The sequence below is a fragment of the Streptomyces sp. IBSNAI002 genome, assembly GCF_052244475.1.
Taxonomy (GTDB): Bacteria; Actinomycetota; Actinomycetes; order Streptomycetales; family Streptomycetaceae; genus Streptomyces.
In genome coordinates this window covers 3,552,052-3,571,075 of the sequence record NZ_JBQPXG010000002.1, presented here as the reverse complement: position 1 = coordinate 3,571,075, position 19,024 = coordinate 3,552,052, and the positions used below count along the sequence as shown (strand labels likewise).

The following is a 19,024-nucleotide window of genomic DNA, read 5'->3' as shown; positions in this document are numbered from 1 at the left end:
GGTGCGGGGCTTTTCTGCGTTTTACGGGCTGTTCGGGGCGTGCCGTCCGTGGGGAGTGGGCCGGCTGGTCGGAGACTGGGAGTCCGCACCGATCGGGTTTCGGAGAGCTGCCCATGCTGGCTTTGCTGGTTGTGCTGTCCCTGTTGTTCGCATGGGCCCTCGCCGCGGACCGGCTGGCCCGGTGGAGCATCACGGCGCCGCTCGCGTTCGCCATCGCCGGCATCGTCCTGACCCGCGGCTACGACCCCGCCGTCCCCCTCGACCTGGAAGCCCACAGCGCGCACCGGGGCGTCGAGCTCGTACTCGCCGTGCTGCTGTTCGTCGATGCCACCGAGGCCAAGAACTACGAGGTGCTGAAGGACCGGTCCGTCGGGGAGCGGCGGCTGCTGTTCCTGGCGCTGCCGGTGTCGGTCATCCTCGCCACGCTGGCGGGGGCGCTGCTGTTCCCGGGGACGAACTGGTGGCTGCTGGGGGTCACGGCGCTCGTCGTCATGCCGATGGACCTCGCGCCGATCTCCATGTTCCTGCGCGACCGGCGGGTGCCGCTGCGGGTGAGGGCCGCGCTGAACATCGAGGGCGGTTTCAACGACGGGCTGATCTCGCCCGTGTTCGTGTTCTGCGTGGCCAACCTCGTGAGCGCCCACTCCAGTTCCTTCACCGACCTGGTCGTGCACGCGCTGAAGGAGGCGGGGCTCGCGGTGCTCGTGGGCATCGCGCTCGGCTATCTCGCCTCACAGCTGGTGCGGCGGGCGCTCGGTGCCGGCTGGGCGAGCGCCGAGACGCTGCGGCTGGCGAGCCTCGCGCTGCCGTTCATGGCGTACGCGGCCTCGGTGCTGATCGGCGGGAACGGCTTCGTCGCGGCCTTCGTCACGGGCCTCTGCTATGCGGCCACCGCCCACGAGGTCGGCGGCAACAACCTGGAACTCGTCCACGACGTGGCGCAGGTGATGGCCTTCGCCGTGTGGTTCACCTTCGGCAAGCTCACGGCGGACGAGTTCGAGAGCGGGGTCGGGTGGGAGGTGGTGCTGTACGGGCTGCTGGCGCTGACCGTGCTCCGGTTCGTGCCCGTCTACTTCTCCGTGGCCGGGATGGGGTTCGACCGGCCCGAGCGGTGTGCGCTGGGCTGGCTGGGCTCGCGCGGGGTGACGTCCATCGTGTTCGGGATCCTCGCCGTCACCCAGCTGTCGCCCGAGGACGGGACGTTCGTCGTCAACGCGATGAGCGTGACGGTGCTGCTCAGTGTGGTCCTGCACGGGGTGTCCGTCGTACCCGTCGCCCGCTGGTTCGAGCGGCGGGCGACGAGGTCCACCACATGAGTGACCACCACGTGCGTCAGAGACGCCCGGCGGCCTTGAGGGCCAGGTACGCGTCGGCCAGGGCGGGGGCCAGGGTGTCCGGGGTGGCGTCGACCACGTGGACGCCGTGGCGGGTGAGCTGGTCGGCCGTGCGGCGGCGCTGGGACTGCGACTGGGTGCCGGCCGCTGCCTCGTAGACCGCCTCCGGGTTGCCGCGGGACGTCGTCATCTCGGCCACGTGGGGATCCGCGACCGAGGCCAGTAGGACCGTGTGGCGCTGGGTGAGGCGCGGCAGCAGGGGCAGCAGGCCCTCTTCGATGGGGGCCGCGTCCAGGCTCGTCAGCAGGACCACGAGGGAGCGGCGCGGGGCGTTGCGGAGGATGGTGGAGACCAGGGTGCGGGAATCCGTCTCGACCAGTTCCGGTTCGAGGGGGGCCATCGCGTTCACGAAGGACGGCAGGATGTCGGCCGCCGGGCGGCCCTGGACCTGGGCGCGGGGGCGGCGGTCGTGGGCCAGCAGGTCCACGCGGTCGCCGGCGCGGGTGGCCAGGGCGGCGAGGAGCAGGGCCGCGTCCATGGCGGAGTCCAGGCGGGGGGCGTCCCCGACGCGGCCCGCCGAGGTGCGGCCGGTGTCCAGGCAGATGAGGATGTGCCGGTCGCGTTCGGGGCGCCAGGTGCGGACGGCCACCTTGTGCCGGCGTGCCGTGGCCCGCCAGTCGATGGACCGGGTGTCGTCGCCGGGTACGTAGTCGCGGAGGCTGTCGAACTCGGTGCCCTCGCCGCGGGTGAGGACGCTGGTGCGGCCGTCCAGTTCGCGCAGGCGGGCGAGGCGCGAGGGCAGGTGCTTGCGGCTGGTGAAGGGCGGCAGGACGCGGACCGTCCACGGGAGGGTGTGCGAGGCCTGGCGGGCCCACAGGCCGAGGGGCCCGTACGAGCGGATCGTGACGCGGTCTGCCCGGCGGTCGCCGCGGCGGGTGGGGAACAGGCGGGTGGTCAGGCGGCGGCGTTCGCCGGCGGGGACGTCCAGCCGGTGGCGGGAGGCGGCCGTTTCCGTGCCGGGGATCCAGCTGCTCGGCGGCCAGGCGTCGCGGACCCGGGCCCGCAGCCGGCGGCCGCTCGGGTTGGTGACGGTGAGGTGGACGTCCGCCGGTTCGCCGAGGCGGACCGAGGTGTCGCCCGAACGGGTGAGGCGGAGGGTGCGGACGGGTGCGGCCAGGGCCCAGTCGACCGCGCAGGCCAGCGCCAGCGGGCCGTTGACGGCGAGCATCCCCGTCCAGCTCGGTTCGAGGATGCCGACGGGGATGCTGCCGAGGGCCGCCAGCAGGGCGGTGCGTCCGGTGAGGGCCATTACCGCGGGACGGGGACGTGGGAGAGGATCGCGGTGATGACGGCGTCGGCCGTGACACCCTCCATCTCGGCCTCCGGGCGCAGCTGGACGCGGTGCCGCAGCGTGGGCAGGGCCAGCGCCTTGACGTCGTCGGGGGTGACGTAGTCGCGGCCGGTGAGCCAGGCCCAGGCGCGGGCGGTGGCCAGCAGGGCGGTGGCGCCGCGCGGGGACACGCCGAGGGTCAGGGACGGCGATTCGCGGGTGGCGCGGCAGATGTCGACGACGTAGCCGGCGATCTCGGGGGACACGGAGACCTTGGCGACGGCCTCGCGGGCGGCTTCGAGCTGGGCCGGACCGGCCACCGGGCGGATGCCCGCGGCGTGCAGGTCACGGGGGTTGAAGCCGGCGGCGTGCCGGGTCAGGACGCCGATCTCGTCCGCGCGGGAGGGCAGCGGCACGGTGAGCTTGAGGAGGAAGCGGTCCAGCTGGGCTTCCGGCAGGGGGTAGGTGCCCTCGTACTCGAGCGGGTTCATGGTGGCGGCGACGAGGAAGGGCTCGGGGAGCGGGCGCGGGGTGCCGTCGACGGTGACCTGGCGCTCCTCCATCGCTTCGAGGAGGGAGGACTGGGTCTTGGGGGGCGTGCGGTTGATCTCGTCCGCGAGGAGGAGGTTGGTGAAGACCGGGCCGTTCTGGAAGGAGAACTCGGCGGTGCGGGCGTCGTAGACGAGGGAGCCGGTGACGTCGCTCGGCATCAGGTCCGGGGTGAACTGGACGCGCTTGGTGTCGAGTTCGAGGGACGCGGCGAGGGCCCGGACGAGGAGGGTCTTGGCGACGCCGGGGACGCCTTCGAGGAGCACGTGGCCGCGGCACAGGAGGGCGACGACCAGGCCGGTGACGGCGGAGTCCTGGCCGACCACGGCCTTGCCGATCTCGGTGCGGAGCGCTTCGAGGGAAGCGCGGGCGCTGTCCGCGGCGGCGGACTCGGTGGCCGGGTACGTCATGACGTACGGACCTCTCTTTCGAGGGCGTCGAGGTGGTCGGCGAGCGCGACGAGTGCCGCGTCGTCGGAGGGTGTGGGACCGAAGAGGGTGCTGGTCACGTCGTGGCCGCCGTCGCCGAGGCGGGCGGACACGGCGGGGACCAGGGTGACGGGGTCGTGGGCCTGCGCGGCCGGTACGCCGACCAGGGAGGCCAGGCGTTCGCGGGCGGCGGCGCGCAGCACGGTGGACGCGCGGTCGCGGGCCCCGGCCTTGCGGTAGAGGCGGGCGCGGCCCTCGGTGGCCTCGGAGGCGCGGATGACGACGGGCAGCTTCTCGGTGACGAGGGGGCCGAGGCGGCGGGCGCGCCAGAGGGCGGCGAGGGCGGCGGCGACGAAGAGCTGGAGCAGGGCCCAGGACCAGCCGTCCGGGATGAGCTCGACGAGGCTCTTGTCCTCGTCGGTGCCGGCGTCGGCGGAGTCGGAGTCCGCGAGGGACGGCATGTACCAGACGAGGTCCGGTCGGGAGCCGAGGAGTTGGAGGGCGAGGGACGCGTTGCCCTCCTCGGCGAGGTTCTCGTTGAGGAGGATCGTGCCGGAGCCGAGGAGGACGGTGTCGCCGCCGGTGCCGGTGCCGTTGCCGGTGGTGCCTGCGGGGAGGACCAGGAGGGTGGGGCGGCCTTCGCTGGGGTAGCAGGCGGTGGTGCGCGGCAGGCCGGTGGTGTAGCGGCGGTCGTCGCCGGTGGTGGCGGGGCCGGCGGAGGCCGCGGCGGGCAGGTCGCAGGCCGGGGCGAGGGTGTCGGCCCCGGTGGCGCTCTCGGTGCGGACGCCGGGGGCCAGGTCGGTGAGGCTGTGGCTGCCGGGGGCCAGGAGCACGGTGCGGCCGCCGGAGAGGTCCATGGCCGAGCGGAGCAGGGCGCGCTGGTGGGCGCCGAGGCGGTCGGGGTCGGTGACCAGGAGGGTCGTGCCGGGGCCGGCGGCGTCGGCGGCCTCGCGGGCGGTGGTGACGACGCGGGTGGTGACGCCGCGGTCCTCGAGGAGCTCGGCGACGGCCCGGCTGCCGTAGGGGTCGGCGGACCGGGGGTCGAGGAGGCCGTGGCGGGTGCCGGAGCTCAGGGCGGCCAGGGTGATGGCGCCTGCGGCGAGCACGGCGACGAAGGCGAGGGTCCGGCGGGTGCGGCGGATCAGGCGGGCGCGGTCGGGTCGGGGGGCCGTGGCCTGGCCGGTGCCGTGGTCGTTGCTCTGGCCGGGCGGGGTGCGTTCTGCCAGGGCGGTGGTGGGGGCGGCGTTCGACGGGGTGGTTCCGGTGGGGCCGGGCGGGTGCCGGGGCGTCTCCTCGGGCGCCGAACGTGGCGAGGGGTCGGAGAGTGATGCGGAAGTGTGTTCGGCGCCCTCCCGGGAGTGCCCCGACACACCCCCTGCCCCACCGGAACCTGGCAGGTCGGAGGCGTGCGGGGGGCGCCCCGGTGCGTGCCCGGCCCCGTCGGAATCGGGGTGGGCGGGGGTCTGCGGGGAGTGCCCGGGCGCGTGGTCGGGCTTGTGGGACGACGGGGTGCCGGGGTGGGCCGGGGTGGGGTCGGAGCCCGGGGTGGTCATGCGGTGGGTCCCGTCGGGAGGGGCTTGGCGCGGTCCAGGGTGAGGTCGAGGGCGCGCAGGCGGGCGTACGTGTCGGCGTCGGCGGTGCGGCCGCCGTAGGTGACGTCGTCGAAGGTACGGGCGGCCGCGCGGAGGTCCGAGGCGTGGGCGGGGAGCGCGACGGCGGCTTCGGCGGCGGCCTCGTCGGCGGTGCGGCCGGGCCGCGGGTCGAGCAGGGTGCGCTCCTCCAGGGAGCGGACGACGGCGCGCATGCGTTCCTGTACGGCTTCGGTCCAGTGGCCTGCGGCGGCGTGGGCGCCGGCGGCCGTGCGGTGGTCGGCGGCGCTGCGGATGCCGTCGGCGAAGAGGACGCCCGTTCCGGCGGGGATCCGGCCGGGGGCGCCGAGCCGCCACCACAGGGCGGTGGCGGCCAGGAGCACGAGGAGGACGATCACGAGCAGGCCGAGCGTGCCTCCGGGGGTCGCCCCGGAGGCCGCGTCGAACAGGTTGTCGATCCAGTCGAGGAACTTGCGCAGGGCGCGGTCCAGCAGGCCCGGGTCGTTCTCGTGGTACATCGGCTTGGACAGTTCGTGCTCGGCCGCCTCCTGGGCGGGCTCGCGCGGTGTCGTGACCGGTGGTGTCTCGGCGCCGGGCAGGAGCGCCGTGGCTCGGGTGATGAGGCCCCCCGTGCTCATCATGGGTGGTCAGCCTCCGGTCGTGCCGTAGTTCTCGATGCCGGCTGCCCGGGCGAGCTCCAGGTCGAGTCCCTCGCGGCGGATGCGCTGGTCCACGTAGAGAAGGACGGTCACGCCGGCCACGATCGGCATGACGATGGTCTGGGCGATGATCGAGCCGATCCCGGAGAGGATGAGCGCTCCCCAGGCGGAGGAGGCGGTGCCGTCCTCCAGTCCGCTCATCCCGCCGCCGAAGACGGCCATGCCGACGATCGTCAGCGGCCAGACGATGATCGCCGAGACGATGCCGGTGATGATGTTGGTGAGCACGGTGATGCCGAAGATGCGCCACCAGGTGCCCTGGACCAGCTTGGAGGAGCGGCCGAGGGCCTTGAAGACCGTGCTCTTCTCCAGCATCAGCGCGGGCGAGGCCAGGCTGAACTTGATCCACAGCCAGGTGAACAGCGGGATCATGACGAGCGCGCCCACGATGGTCAGTCCCGGGCTGCGGGTCAGGAGGCCGGGCAGGATCAGCACGGTGCCCAGCAGGATCGCGCCGATGCCCAGCAGGAACGTCAGGCCGAAGAGGCGCAGCATCTGGGGGCGGGACTCGCGCCAGGCGGCGGAGACCGTGGAGGTGGTGCCGAGCACGGCCCGGCTGTAGATCATCGTGAGCATCGCGGTGGCCACGATGCCACCGAGGGCCGCGATGAAGCCGACGGCGACGAGGGCCGCCATGGCGACGAAGATGTCGTTGACGGTGGTCTGGTCGAGGGTCGCCCCGGCCTCGGGGGCGACGGCGAGGTCGGCCATCGCGTACTTCTGCGTGAGCAGGCTGAGGATCTGCACCACGGTGGCCACGACCAGGGTGATCGGCAGGACCGAGCGCCAGTGGGAGCGCATGGTGGCGACGGCGCCGTCCAGGATCTCGCCGAGGCCGAGCGGGCGCAGCGGGATCACGCCGGGCTTGGCGGCCGGGGGCTGGCCCCACTGGCCGGGGCCGCCCGGATAGCCGTACTGGCCCTGCTGTCCGTACTGGCCCCCGTACGGCGCCTGGCCCCAGCCCTGGCCCTGCTGGGGCTGCTGGGGCTGTTGCGGGGGTCCCTGCGGGGGCGGGGTCTGGCCGGGTGACGGGCTGGTCCACTGGCCCGGCGGCGGCTGCTCGGCCGACCATTTCGGGTCGCCGGAGACAGGACGGTCGGCGGGCGCCCCGGGCCGCTCGCCATCGGACGGAGAGGGTCCGGGCGTAGCCCAGCCCGGCGAGTCGTTCATCGTCGCTCCTTCATGCACCTGCTGCGGCGGGGGCGCTGGTCGCTGCCATCGTGCCACGTGGGTTACACGAACGGACCAGCGATCCCCCCGGATCATCGGCAGCCCGTACCTTCAATTGTCACCCGGATCCGGGGCAGACTGGACGACCTGATCTCCACGCAGGTCCGAGGGGCGATTTCCAGCCCTTTTGGCTGTGGGACAGCTCACCGCCAGGTAACGATTAGCTAATGGGATGATGTCAACCATGAAGGGACGCGTCCTTGTCGTCGACGACGACACCGCGCTGGCCGAGATGCTCGGCATTGTGCTGCGTGGAGAAGGTTTTGAGCCGTCGTTCGTTGCAGACGGTGACAAGGCACTTGCTGCCTTCCGGGAGGCGAAGCCGGACCTGGTGCTGCTCGACCTCATGCTGCCCGGACGGGACGGCATAGAGGTCTGCAGGCTGATCCGGGCCGAGTCCGGCGTGCCGATCGTGATGCTCACCGCCAAGAGCGACACGGTCGACGTCGTGGTGGGCCTGGAGTCCGGAGCCGACGACTACATCGTCAAGCCGTTCAAGCCGAAGGAGCTGGTGGCCCGCATCCGGGCCCGCCTGCGCCGGTCGGAGGAGCCCGCTCCCGAGCAGCTGGCCATCGGTGACCTGGTCATCGACGTGGCCGGGCACTCGGTCAAGCGGGACGGTGCCTCCATCGCCCTGACGCCGCTGGAGTTCGACCTGCTGGTCGCCCTGGCGCGCAAGCCCTGGCAGGTCTTCACCCGTGAGGTGCTGCTGGAGCAGGTCTGGGGCTACCGGCACGCCGCGGACACCCGCCTGGTGAACGTGCACGTGCAGCGGCTGCGCTCCAAGGTCGAGAAGGACCCCGAGCGCCCCGAGATCGTCGTGACGGTGCGCGGTGTCGGCTACAAGGCCGGACCCAGCTGAGGTGCAGTCCGGCAGGGACCGGGGCGGCTCGCGCTGGGGAAGTCTGCGGGCCGGCCGGCTGCTCCAGGAGGGGGCGCCCGGCGCCTCCGTGCTGCGGCTGTGCGTACGCCTCGTACGCCGGCCGGTGCTTCCGGCTGTCCGGCTGTGGCGGCGCAACATGCAGCTGCGGGTGGTCGCCGCCACCCTGCTGATGTCGCTCGCCGTGGTCCTCGCGCTCGGCTTCGTCGTGATCGCGCAGGTCAGCAAGGGCCTCCTGGACGCCAAGGAGGAGGCCGCGCAGAGCCAGGCCGCGGGCGGGTTCGCGGTCGCACAGGAGAAGGCCAACACCCCCGCGACCGTGGACGGGCCCGACGCCGCCGACAACAAGGTCGGACTGGACGCCAGTACCTGGATGAACTCGCTGGTCAAGCAGCTGGCCAGTGGCGGCCAGACCGCCTTCGAGGTGGTCGCGCTCGGCGCCGGCACCGGTGAGCAGGTCCTGCCCGGCACCCAAGGGGTCAAGGGCGCCCGCGCCTCGGGCAACGTGGATCCGACCGCGAGCGTGCCCGTCAACCTGCGCCGGGCCGTCAACCATTCGGCGGGTACCTTCAAGACCTTCTCCGAGATCCGGTACACCGCCGGGGCCGGGGAGAAGGCCCCCGAGCCCGCCCTGGTCGTGGGCAAGCGGCTCACCGACATCAACGGGGACCCGTACGACCTGTACTACCTCTTCCCGCTCAGCCAGGAGGAGGAGTCCCTCAACCTGGTCAAGAGCACCATCGCCACCGCCGGGCTGTTCGTCGTCGTGCTGCTCAGCGCCATCGCGTGGCTCGTGGTGCGGCAGATCGTCACGCCCGTCCGGATGGCCGCCGGGATCGCCGAGCGGCTGTCGGCCGGGCGGCTGCAGGAGCGGATGAAGGTCACCGGTGAGGATGACATCGCCCGGCTGGGCGAGGCCTTCAACAAGATGGCCCAGAACCTCCAGAACAAGATCCAGCAGCTGGAGGACCTGTCGCGGATGCAGCGCCGCTTCGTCTCGGACGTCTCGCACGAGCTGCGGACCCCGCTGACGACGGTACGGATGGCCGCGGACGTCATCCACGACGCGCGGGTCGACTTCGACCCGGTCACCGCTCGCTCCGCCGAGCTGCTCGCCGGGCAGCTCGACCGGTTCGAGTCGCTGCTCGCCGACCTGCTGGAGATCAGCCGGTTCGACGCGGGCGCGGCCGCCCTGGAGGCGGAGCCCATCGACCTGCGGGACGTCGTACGCCGCGTCATCGACGGGGCCGAGCCGCTCGCGGAGCACAAGGGCAGCCGGATCCGGGTGCTCGGCGACACCCAGCCGGTCATCGCCGAGGCCGACGCCCGGCGGGTGGAGCGGGTGCTGCGCAATCTGGTCGTCAACGCCGTGGAGCACGGCGAGGGACGCGATGTGGTGGTCCGGCTGGCGTCCGCGGGCGGGGCCGTCGCGGTCGCCGTACGGGACTACGGCGTCGGGCTCAAGCCCGGCGAGGCGACCCGCGTCTTCAACCGCTTCTGGCGGGCCGACCCGGCGCGGGCGCGCACGACCGGCGGCACGGGCCTGGGCCTGTCGATCGCCGTCGAGGACGCCCGGCTGCACGGCGGCTGGCTGCAGGCCTGGGGCGAGCCGGGCGGCGGCTCGCAGTTCCGCCTCACCCTGCCGCGCACCGCCGACGAGCCGCTGCGGGGCTCGCCCATCCCGCTGGAACCCGAGGACTCCCGGGCCAACAGGGCCAGGGCCGCGGCCGAGGCCGCGGGCAGCGCGGCGGACCGGCGGCAGCCCGCGGACGCGGGGGACCGGTCGCCGATACCGCCGCGGCCGGCGGCGGCCTCGGGGCAGTCCGTACCCGCCGACCCGACGGCCCTGCCGGGCAGCGGCGCCAGGGTCGTGGCCCGGCCGGCCGAGCAGGCACCACAGGAGGAACGAACCGATGCCGATGCCGACGGACGCTGAGGCAGTGCCGGGGAGGGCGCGCGCCGGGGCCCGCGGCAGGAGGCTGCGCACGCTGCGCGCGTACGCGCTGGGGGTGGCCGGGCTGCTGCTGGCCGGGTGCGCCTCGATGCCCGACCGCGGGGAGATCCGCCGGGTGCAGGCCTCGCAGGGCGTCGACTCGCAGGTCCGGGTGTTCGGCGTACCGCCCGCGGACAAGGCCAGCGCGGGCGAGATCGTCGACGGCTTCCTGGAGGCGATGACCAGCGACGATCCACAGCTGGAGACCGCCCGCAAGTACCTCACCGAGGAGGCCGCGAAGAGCTGGCGGCCCGGCACCGCCGTCACCGTGCTCTCGGCCGGCCTCGACCGGTTCCCGGTCCGCACCGAGAAGGACCCCGACGGGCCCCGCTGGAAGGTGACCGGCAAGAAGCTCGCGACCGTGGACGAGCGCAGCGCGTACCAGCCGGGGAGCGGGGACTACGCGGAGTTCCTCCAGCTGGTGCAGGAGGACAAGCAGTGGCGGATCTCCAGTCCGCCGAGCACCCTCGTGCTGAGCGAGTCGGACTTCCAGCGCATCTACCGGCCGGTCAACAAGTACTACTTCGCGGGCGGCGCCCTGGTCGCCGATCCCGTGTACGTGCGCCAGCGCAGCGACCCTGACTCGCGGATGGACCCGACCACGCAGACCGTCCAGTCGCTGCTGGCCGGGCCGTCCAGGTGGCTCGCGCCGGTCGTCGAGTCCAGTTTCCCCACCGGGACGGAACTGCGGCCGGGCACCAAGTCCCTTTCGTACGACGGCCAGAACACGCTGCGGGTGCCGCTGAACGACAAGGCGGACAACGTCGCGTCGCCGCAGTGCCAGAAGATGGCGACCCAACTCCTCTACACGGTCAAGGAGCTGACGGGCTCCCGGCTCGACCGGGTCGAACTGCTGCGCTCCGACGGGAAGTCGTCCTCGCTGTGCGAGGTGACGTCGGTGACGGCGGACGTGATCGCGAAACGGCCCGGGACGCCCGAGTACCAGTACTACGTCGACGACCAGGACCGGCTGGTCCGGATGAAGCTCGACGTGAGCAGCGAGGACCAGCAGCCCCGGTCCGAACCGGTGCCGGGGCCGCTGTCCGCGCCGCCCGGGTTCAAGGTCGGCTCGGCGGCCGTGTCGTACGACGAGCGGCGCGCGGCCGTGGTCTCGCAGGACGGGCACGGGCTGTACGTCGTGTCGCTGACCGGGTCCGGGGCCATGCCGCAGCCCGTGCTGACGGGCAAGGGCGCGAAGTCGAACATGTGGTCCGCGCCCAGCTGGGACGCGGCGGGCGACCTGTGGGTCGTCGACCAGGATCCGCAGGCCCCGGCGCTGTGGCGGGTGCCGGACGGTACCGGGACCCCCGAGAAGGTGCAGGTGGCCGGGCTCGACGGGCGGATCGCCTCGCTGAAGGCCTCCTCCGACGGGGCGCGCATGGCGCTGCTCGTGGAGAAGGGCGGCCGCAAGACCCTGTGGGTGGGGCGGATCGAACGGCCCGACGCCAAGGGGGACGTCTCGGCGGTGTCGGTGCGCGAGCTGCGCCCGGCGGCCCCGCAGATGACGGACGTGACGGCGATGAGCTGGGCGCCGCGGGGCAGGCTGCTGGTGGTGGGCCGGGAGACCGGCGGGGTCGTGCAGGCCCGCTACATGCTGGCGGACGGTTCGGTGGTCGCGGCGAGTCTGCCCGGGGCGACCGGGCTGAGCGCGGTCGCGGTGGCCGCGTCGGAGGACGAGGCGAAGCCGAAGCCGGTGGTGGGGTACTCGGCGGACGACGGCATCGTGTGGCTGCCGCCGGGGGCGCAGTGGCGCAAGGCGGCGGTGGGCGGCCGGAACCCGGTGTACCCGGGCTGACCCCGTGCGCTGTCCACAGGGGTGGCGGGTCCTGCGGGGGCCCGGCACCGTGGGGGCATGCGCGGGTGGTGGCAGGAGCTGGCCGGTCTGGTCCTGCCGGTGTGCCCGCGCGCGTGGCGCCCGTACTGCGGTTGCGGCGGGCGGTGGCGGACCAGGCGGGCCTGGGAGCCCGAGAGCGCCGGGAGAACCTGGCGGGGGCGCTGGAGGCGTGCCCGGGCGGGGCGCGGCTGACGGCCGGGGCCGGGCTCGTGCTCGTCGACGATCTGATCACCACGGGAGCCACGCTGGCCGAGGCGGCCCGGGCGGTGAGGGCGGGCGGTCTGGACGAGGGGGGCGGGCCGCGGGCGGCCGTCGTGGCCGCAACTCGGACAGAGCAAAAAACCGGTGAATAGATTTGGAACTGCCGGGGAAGGTCCATCGTTGCAGGTAGATAAGAGTGGATGGCCACCGGAACGGAAGTACGTTCCGGTAGCGGGTGCCGACAACCGTCATAGAGGGATATGTTCGGTTGTGAGGACTGGCGAGCCTTGGGCCCCACGCATCGCCGTCGCTCGACTCCGAAGTCGGTGGGGTGTAGATCTTGCCGATGGGGGAGGAGGAGGTGAAAGTCGCCAAGTCCGAGGCTCCGGCCTTCACCGGAGTCTGGTGCGAAAGGGAGACGCTTCGCCCCGTCGGGCGGAGCTATCCGGGAACGGAGTTCTGCGTGGACATCGTCGTCAAGGGCCGCAAGACCGAGGTGCCCGACCGGTTCCGCAAGCACGTGGCCGAGAAGCTGAATCCGGAGCGGATCCAGAAGCTCGACGCCAAGGTGATCAGCTTGGACGTCGAGGTGTCGAAGGAGCACAACCCGCGCCAGGCCGACCGTTCCGACCGTGTGGAGATCACCCTGCGTTCGCGGGGCCCGGTGATCCGTGCCGAGGCCGCCGCAGCCGACCCGTACGCGGCGCTGGACCTGGCTCAGGACAAGCTGGAGGCCCGGCTGCGCAAGCAGCACGACAAGCGCTACACCCGCAGGGGCGCGGGCCGGATCTCGGCGGCAGAGGTCGCCGACGTCGTGCCGGACGCCGCGCAGCTGAACGCGAATGGCGAGCCGTTCTCCGAGGAGAAGACGAACGGGGTTCCGATCACCCGGATCGGATCCATCGAAGTGCAGGGCGAAGGCCCGCTCATCGTCCGCGAGAAGACCCACTCGGCCTCACCCATGTCGCTCGACCAGGCTCTGTACGAGATGGAGCTGGTCGGACACGACTTCTACCTGTTCGTCGACTCCGAGACGAAGCTGCCCAGCGTCGTCTACCGACGTCACGCGTACGACTACGGCGTGATCCACGTGAACCCCGATGGCGCATCCAGCTCGGAGGAGCCGCGCGGTGGTGCCGGGGGCGCGCTCGGCGGCTGAGCACCTCGTTCTGCCGCCCCCGCGGGACGCTCCGGCGTCCCGCGGGGGCTCTTTGTATGGCGCGTATGCGCCGGGCGGTCGGCCGTGGCCCCCCGCGCCGTGCCGCGGGCATGGAATCATGGCGGGCAGTCAACCGGCGGCGTGGCCGGTCCGGTTGGCCCAGCAGCTCGGCACATGCAGGGGGAGGAACGATGGCGGACAGCTTCGGGCCGGTGCGCGGTGACGACGGTGCGGGCTGCCGTGGGGCGGACCCGGCCGCCGGATCCGCCGGGGCGTCGGCGGGGGAGCCCATCAGGGTCCTCGTGGTCGACGACCACGCGCTGTTCCGGCGGGGGCTGGAGATCGTCCTCGCGCAGGAGGAGGACATCCAGGTCGTCGGCGAGGCGGGGGACGGTGCGGAGGCCGTGGACAAGGCGGCCGACCTGCTGCCGGACATCGTGCTGATGGACGTGCGGATGCCGCGGCGCGGCGGGATCGAGGCGTGCACCTCGATCAAGGAGGTGGCGCCTTCCGCGAAGATCATCATGCTGACGATCAGCGACGAGGAGGCGGACCTCTACGACGCGATCAAGGCGGGTGCGACCGGCTACCTGCTGAAGGAGATCTCCACGGACGAGGTGGCCACGGCGATCCGGGCGGTGGCGGACGGCCAGTCGCAGATCAGCCCGTCGATGGCGTCGAAGCTGCTCACCGAGTTCAAGTCGATGATCCAGCGGACCGACGAGCGGCGGCTGGTGCCGGCGCCGAGGCTGACGGACCGGGAGCTGGAGGTCCTGAAGCTGGTGGCCACCGGCATGAACAACCGGGACATCGCCAAGGAGCTGTTCATCTCGGAGAACACCGTGAAGAACCACGTCCGCAACATCCTGGAGAAGCTGCAGCTGCACTCCCGGATGGAGGCCGTGGTCTACGCGATGCGCGAGAAGATCCTGGAGATCCGCTAGCCGCCCGTGGCCGCTACGCGCGCCGTGCCGTGAGCTCCGCCCGGACGGCCGCCGCCTCCTGCGGGGTCTGGGTGCGCTCGACGCGCACCTCCTCGCACCCCACCCACCGGGCCGCCTCCCACAGGGCGTCGGCCATGGCGGGAGCGGCCCCCGGGGTCTCCAGGGAGAGCTGGCGGGCCACCAGGGTGCGGCCCTCGCGGGCCGGGTCGACGCGGCCCCGCAGGCGGCCGCCCGCCAGCAGCGGCATCGCGAAGTACCCGTGCAGCCGCTTGGGCTTGGGGACGTAGGCCTCCAGGCGGTGCGTGAAGCCGAAGATCCGTTCCGTGCGGCGGCGGTCCCAGACCAGCGAGTCGAACGGCGAGAGCAGCGTCGTGCGGTGGCGGCCCCGGGGGGCCGCGGCGAGCGCCGCCGGGTCGGCCCAGGCCTGCTTCCCCCAGCCCTCCACCGCGACCGGGACCAGTCCGGAGTCCGCGATCACCCCGTCGACCTGGTCGCCCTTGAGGCGGTGGTAGTCCGCGATGTCGGCGCGGGTGCCCACGCCCAGCGACTGCCCGGCCAGGGCGACCAGCCGGCGCAGGCACTCGCGGTCGTCCAGGTCGTCGTGGAGCAGGGCGCCGGGCACGGCGCGCTCGGGCAGGTCGTAGACCCGCTTCCAGCCGCGGCGTTCGCTGCACACCACCTCGCCGGTGTCGAGCAGCCACTCCACCGCGATCTTGGTCTCGGACCACTCGAACCACTCGCCGCCGTTCTTGGCGCCGCCCAGCTCGGTGGAGGTCAGCGGGCCGTCCGCCGTCAGCCGGTCCAGGACCGCCCGCGTCGAGTGCTGCTTGTCCCGGAGGACGTGCCAGCGGTGGCCGCGCTCCCGGTTGGCCCGGCGGCGGAAGGCGAAATGCGGCCATTCCTCGATGGGCAGGATGCAGGCCGCGTGCGACCAGTATTCGAAGGCGTGGCGGTCCGACCAGTACGCCTTCTCCACGGTGTCGCGGCCCACCGCGCCGAGGCGCGCGTACGGGATCAGCTCGTGCGAGCGGGCCAGAACCGAGATCGTGTCCAGCTGTACGGCGCCCAGGTGGCGCAGCACGCCGCGGACCCCGCCGCGGCGGTCGGGTGCGCCGAGGAAGCCCTGCGCGCGCAGCGCGACGCGGCGCGCCTCGTCGGCGGACAGGGACAGGGTCGGCTGCGGCAGGCTCGTCATGATCCGCAGCCTAGGACGCACCACTGACATCGCCGGGCAGGTACGGGAGCGCGGGGGTCAGGCCCAGGTCGGAGGGGAGCAGGGCGCCGATCCAGCAGTCGCGCGCGGTGCCGCCCCGCAGCACGCCGGCCCGCAGCACGCCCTCGAAGCGGAAGCCGGCCTTCTCGGCGACGAGGCGGGAGCCGGTGTTGCCGGCCTCGGCGCGCCACTCGAGGCGTACGGCGCCCACCTCGGTGAAGGCCCAGCGGGCCACGGCGCCCACGGCCTCGGTCGTGTAGCCCCGGCCGCGGTGCTCCTTGACCGCCCAGTAGCCGATCTCGTACGAGTCGGTCCCGTGCACGTGGACGCCGACGGCGGCGACCAGCGGGCCGTCGCCCCCCAGGCGCACGGCGAAGGCGTACGCGGTGTCCTCGCGCCAGCCGCCCGGCACGACCTCGTTCACGAAGCCGTGCGCGTGCTCCCGCCCGTAGGGGGAGGGCACCAGCGTCCAGCGCTGGATGTCGGGGTCCTGGCAGGCGGCGTACACCTCGTCCTCGTCAGAAGGGGAGAAAGGGCGCAATTCCAGCCGGGCCGTCTTCAGTGTCGTGTGCTCCATGAACGGATTCTGGTGTCCGGGCGGGTGTCGCGGGAACTCTTTTTCACAACGGCGGGCGGGAACAGCGGCACCTTCCGAGCCTCCCGTACGTTCTCAATCCGGGCGCCCACGCCCTCGCGGCTACGGCGGACCTCCCGACGCGACCACGTCCTCGCTTACGATGGCCGTTGCGGTGGGGCCCACCTGCCGTGCCCGTGTACGAACAGTGCCCAGGCCCGACCGGCAAGGAGACAAACCTCGGTGTCCGTCTTCAACAAGCTCATGCGTGCAGGCGAAGGCAAGATCCTGCGCAAACTGCACCGCATCGCGGACCAGGTCAACTCCATCGAAGAGGACTTCGTCAACCTCTCCGACGCCGAGTTGCGGGCGCTCACGGACGAGTACAGGCAGCGCTTCCAGGACGGCGAGAGCCTGGACGACCTGCTGCCCGAGGCCTTCGCGACCGTACGCGAGGCGGCCAAGCGCGTCCTCGGCCAGCGCCACTACGACGTCCAGATCATGGGCGGCGCGGCGCTGCACCTCGGCTACGTGGCCGAGATGAAGACCGGTGAGGGCAAGACCCTCGTCGGCACCCTGCCCGCCTACCTGAACGCGCTGTCCGGCAAGGGCGTCCACCTGATCACGGTGAACGACTACCTCGCCGAGCGCGACTCCGAGCTGATGGGCCGGGTGCACAAGTTCCTCGGCCTGGAGGTCGGCTGCATCCTGGCGAACATGTCGCCGGCGCAGCGCCGCGAGCAGTACGGCTGCGACATCACGTACGGCACGAACAACGAGTTCGGCTTCGACTACCTGCGCGACAACATGGCCTGGTCGAAGGACGAGCTCGTCCAGCGCGGCCACAACTTCGCCGTGGTCGACGAGGTCGACTCGATCCTCGTCGACGAGGCCCGCACCCCGCTGATCATCTCCGGCCCCGCCGACCAGGCCACGAAGTGGTACGGCGACTTCGCGAAGCTGGTGACCCGCCTGACCAAGGGCGAGGCCGGCCAGCCGCTGAAGGGCATCGAGGAGACCGGCGATTACGAGGTCGACGAGAAGAAGCGCACCGTCGCCATCCACGAGTCGGGTGTCGCGAAGGTCGAGGACTGGCTCGGCATCGAGAACCTCTACGAGTCGGTGAACACCCCGCTCGTCGGCTACCTCAACAACGCGATCAAGGCCAAGGAGCTCTTCAAGAACGACAAGGACTACGTCGTCATCGACGGCGAAGTCATGATCGTCGACGAGCACACCGGCCGCATCCTCGCCGGCCGCCGCTACAACGAGGGCATGCACCAGGCCATCGAGGCGAAGGAAGGGGTGGACATCAAGGACGAGAACCAGACCCTCGCCACGATCACCCTGCAGAACTTCTTCCGCCTCTACTCGAAGCTGTCGGGCATGACCGGTACGGCCATGACCGAGGCCGCCGAGTTCCACCAGATCTACAAGCTCGGCGTCGTCCCGATCCCGACCAACCGCGACATGGTCCGCAAGGACCAGCCGGACCTGATCTACCGGACCGAGGTCGCGAAGTTCGCCGCCGTCGTCGACGACATCGCGGAGAAGCACGAGAAGGGCCAGCCGATCCTCGTCGGCACGACGTCGGTCGAGAAGTCCGAGTACCTCTCCCAGCAGCTCTCCAAGCGCGGCATCCCGCACGAGGTCCTCAACGCCAAGCAGCACGACCGTGAGGCGACGATCGTCGCCCAGGCCGGCCGCCGCGGCGCCGTCACCGTCGCCACGAACATGGCCGGCCGCGGTACCGACATCAAGCTCGGCGGCAACCCGGACGACCTCGCCGAGGCCGAGCTGCGCCAGCAGGGCCTGGACCCGGAGGAGCACATCGAGGAGTGGGCGCACGCCCTCCCCGCGGCGCTCACCCGGGCCGAGGCGGCCGTCAAGGCCGAGTTCGAAGAGGTCAAGGACCTCGGCGGGCTGTACGTGCTGGGCACCGAGCGGCACGAGTCGCGCCGTATCGACAACCAGCTGCGCGGCCGCTCCGGCCGACAGGGCGACCCGGGCGAGTCCCGCTTCTACCTGTCGCTCGGCGACGACCTGATGCGCCTGTTCAAGGCCCAGATGGTCGAGCGCGTCATGGCCATGGCCAACGTGCCGGACGACGTGCCGATCGAGAACAAGATGGTGACGCGCGCGATCGCGTCGGCCCAGTCGCAGGTCGAGACCCAGAACTTCGAGACGCGCAAGAACGTCCTGAAGTACGACGAGGTCCTCAACAGCCAGCGCGAGGTCATCTACGGCGAGCGCCGCCGCGTCCTGGAGGGCGAGGACCTCCAGGAGCAGGTCCGCTTCATGATGGACGACACGATCGACGCGTACATCGCGGCCGAGACGGTCGAGGGCTTCGCCGAGGAGTGGGACCTGGAGCGCCTGTGGGGCGCCTTCAAGCAGCTCTACCCGGTGAAGGTCACCATCGACGAGCTGGAGGAGGCCGCGGGCGACCGGGCGGGCATCACCGCCGAGTTCATCGCGGAGTCCATCAAGGACGACATCCACGAGCAGTACGAGACGCGCGAGAAGACGCTCGGCTCCGACATCATGCGCGAGCTGGAGCGGCGCGTGGTGCTGTCGGTGCTGGACCGCAAGTGGCGCGAGCACCTGTACGAGATGGACTACCTGCAGGAGGGCATCGGCCTGCGGGCGATGGCCCAGAAGGACCCGCTGGTCGAGTACCAGCGCGAGGGCTTCGACATGTTCAACGCCATGCAGGACGGCATCAAGGAAGAGTCCGTCGGCTACCTGTTCAACCTGGAGGTCCAGGTCGAGCAGCAGGTCGAGGAGGTTCCGGTGCAGGACGCGGCGCCGTCGCTGACGAAGGAGCCGGCCCGTCCGGAGATCCGGGCGAAGGGGCTGGACGCGCCGCAGCGTCCCGACCGGCTGCACTTCTCGGCGCCGACCGTCGACGGTGAGGGCGGTGTCGTCGAGGGTGACTTCGACGCGGACGGTGCCGGTGGCGGCGACACCGACGGCATGACGCGGGCGGAGCGGCGGAAGGCCGCGAAGGCCTCCGGCGGGCGTCGCCGCAAGAAGTGACCCCTGCG

General features: G+C 72.2%; 15 protein-coding genes. 8 read left to right on the top strand and 7 right to left on the bottom strand.

The window, feature by feature from the left end; translation table 11 throughout:
• Positions 1-113: 113 nt before the first annotated feature.
• Positions 114-1,316, top strand: coding sequence for a cation:proton antiporter (locus ACTVZO_RS17275; RefSeq protein ID WP_443299232.1), 1,203 nt, complete (start codon positions 114-116; stop codon positions 1,314-1,316).
• Positions 1,317-1,332: 16 nt separating this feature from the next.
• Here the strand turns inward: ACTVZO_RS17275 and ACTVZO_RS17270 are convergent, their stop codons facing one another.
• From ACTVZO_RS17270 to ACTVZO_RS17250, 5 genes are read right to left on the bottom strand one after another with little or no spacing between them, the layout of a single operon-like run.
• Positions 1,333-2,643 (bottom strand): DUF58 domain-containing protein, encoded by a 1,311-nt coding sequence (locus ACTVZO_RS17270; RefSeq protein WP_443299231.1) that lies wholly within the window; start codon positions 2,641-2,643, stop codon positions 1,333-1,335.
• Positions 2,643-3,623, bottom strand: a complete 981-nt coding sequence (locus tag ACTVZO_RS17265; RefSeq protein WP_443299230.1) for an AAA family ATPase — start codon at positions 3,621-3,623, stop codon at positions 2,643-2,645. The genes ACTVZO_RS17270 and ACTVZO_RS17265 overlap by 1 nt, the downstream gene beginning before the upstream one ends.
• A complete protein-coding gene (locus ACTVZO_RS17260; RefSeq protein ID WP_443299229.1) occupies positions 3,620-5,194 on the bottom strand; it encodes a DUF4350 domain-containing protein in 1,575 nt (524 codons plus the stop codon). The genes ACTVZO_RS17265 and ACTVZO_RS17260 overlap by 4 nt, the downstream gene beginning before the upstream one ends.
• Positions 5,191-5,871, bottom strand: coding sequence for a DUF4129 domain-containing protein (locus ACTVZO_RS17255; RefSeq protein ID WP_443299228.1), 681 nt, complete (start codon positions 5,869-5,871; stop codon positions 5,191-5,193). The genes ACTVZO_RS17260 and ACTVZO_RS17255 overlap by 4 nt, the downstream gene beginning before the upstream one ends.
• 6 nt (positions 5,872-5,877) lie before the next feature.
• Complete coding sequence (locus tag ACTVZO_RS17250) at positions 5,878-7,119, bottom strand: hypothetical protein (RefSeq protein ID WP_443299227.1); 1,242 nt, start codon at positions 7,117-7,119, stop codon at positions 5,878-5,880.
• A 232-nt stretch (positions 7,120-7,351) separates the two neighbouring features.
• Between ACTVZO_RS17250 and mtrA the strand changes: the two genes are divergently transcribed.
• The 6 genes from mtrA (at position 7,352) to ACTVZO_RS17220 (ending at position 14,190) form a co-directional block, all read left to right on the top strand.
• Positions 7,352-8,041, top strand: a complete 690-nt coding sequence (mtrA, locus tag ACTVZO_RS17245; RefSeq protein WP_189747360.1) for a two-component system response regulator MtrA — start codon at positions 7,352-7,354, stop codon at positions 8,039-8,041.
• 1 nt (position 8,042) lies between these two features.
• Entirely contained in the window at positions 8,043-9,995 is a 1,953-nt protein-coding gene (gene mtrB / locus ACTVZO_RS17240) for an MtrAB system histidine kinase MtrB (RefSeq protein ID WP_443299226.1), read from the top strand.
• Complete coding sequence (locus tag ACTVZO_RS17235; RefSeq protein WP_443299225.1) at positions 9,973-11,847, top strand: LpqB family beta-propeller domain-containing protein; 1,875 nt, start codon at positions 9,973-9,975, stop codon at positions 11,845-11,847. The genes mtrB and ACTVZO_RS17235 overlap by 23 nt, the downstream gene beginning before the upstream one ends.
• A 101-nt stretch (positions 11,848-11,948) precedes the next feature.
• Positions 11,949-12,239 (top strand): ComF family protein, encoded by a 291-nt coding sequence (locus ACTVZO_RS17230; RefSeq protein ID WP_443299224.1) that lies wholly within the window; start codon positions 11,949-11,951, stop codon positions 12,237-12,239.
• Between the two features lie 311 nt (positions 12,240-12,550).
• Positions 12,551-13,246 (top strand): ribosome hibernation-promoting factor, HPF/YfiA family, encoded by a 696-nt coding sequence (gene hpf / locus ACTVZO_RS17225; protein ID WP_384217608.1) that lies wholly within the window; start codon positions 12,551-12,553, stop codon positions 13,244-13,246.
• 191 nt (positions 13,247-13,437) lie between these two features.
• On the top strand, positions 13,438-14,190 hold the full coding sequence (locus tag ACTVZO_RS17220; RefSeq protein ID WP_443299223.1) for a response regulator: 753 nt from the start codon (positions 13,438-13,440) through the stop codon (positions 14,188-14,190).
• A gap of 13 nt (positions 14,191-14,203) precedes the next feature.
• Here ACTVZO_RS17220 and ACTVZO_RS17215 read toward each other — a convergent pair whose 3' ends face one another.
• Together ACTVZO_RS17215 and ACTVZO_RS17210 are read right to left on the bottom strand one after the other, a co-directional pair.
• Complete coding sequence (locus ACTVZO_RS17215) at positions 14,204-15,385, bottom strand: winged helix-turn-helix domain-containing protein (protein WP_443299222.1); 1,182 nt, start codon at positions 15,383-15,385, stop codon at positions 14,204-14,206.
• 10 nt (positions 15,386-15,395) lie between these two features.
• On the bottom strand, positions 15,396-15,980 hold the full coding sequence (locus tag ACTVZO_RS17210) for a GNAT family N-acetyltransferase (protein ID WP_443299221.1): 585 nt from the start codon (positions 15,978-15,980) through the stop codon (positions 15,396-15,398).
• Positions 15,981-16,220: 240 nt separating this feature from the next.
• Here ACTVZO_RS17210 and secA point away from each other — a divergent pair, with 240 nt between their 5' ends.
• Positions 16,221-19,016 (top strand): preprotein translocase subunit SecA, encoded by a 2,796-nt coding sequence (gene secA, locus ACTVZO_RS17205; RefSeq protein WP_443299220.1) that lies wholly within the window; start codon positions 16,221-16,223, stop codon positions 19,014-19,016.
• Positions 19,017-19,024: the final 8 nt, after the last annotated feature.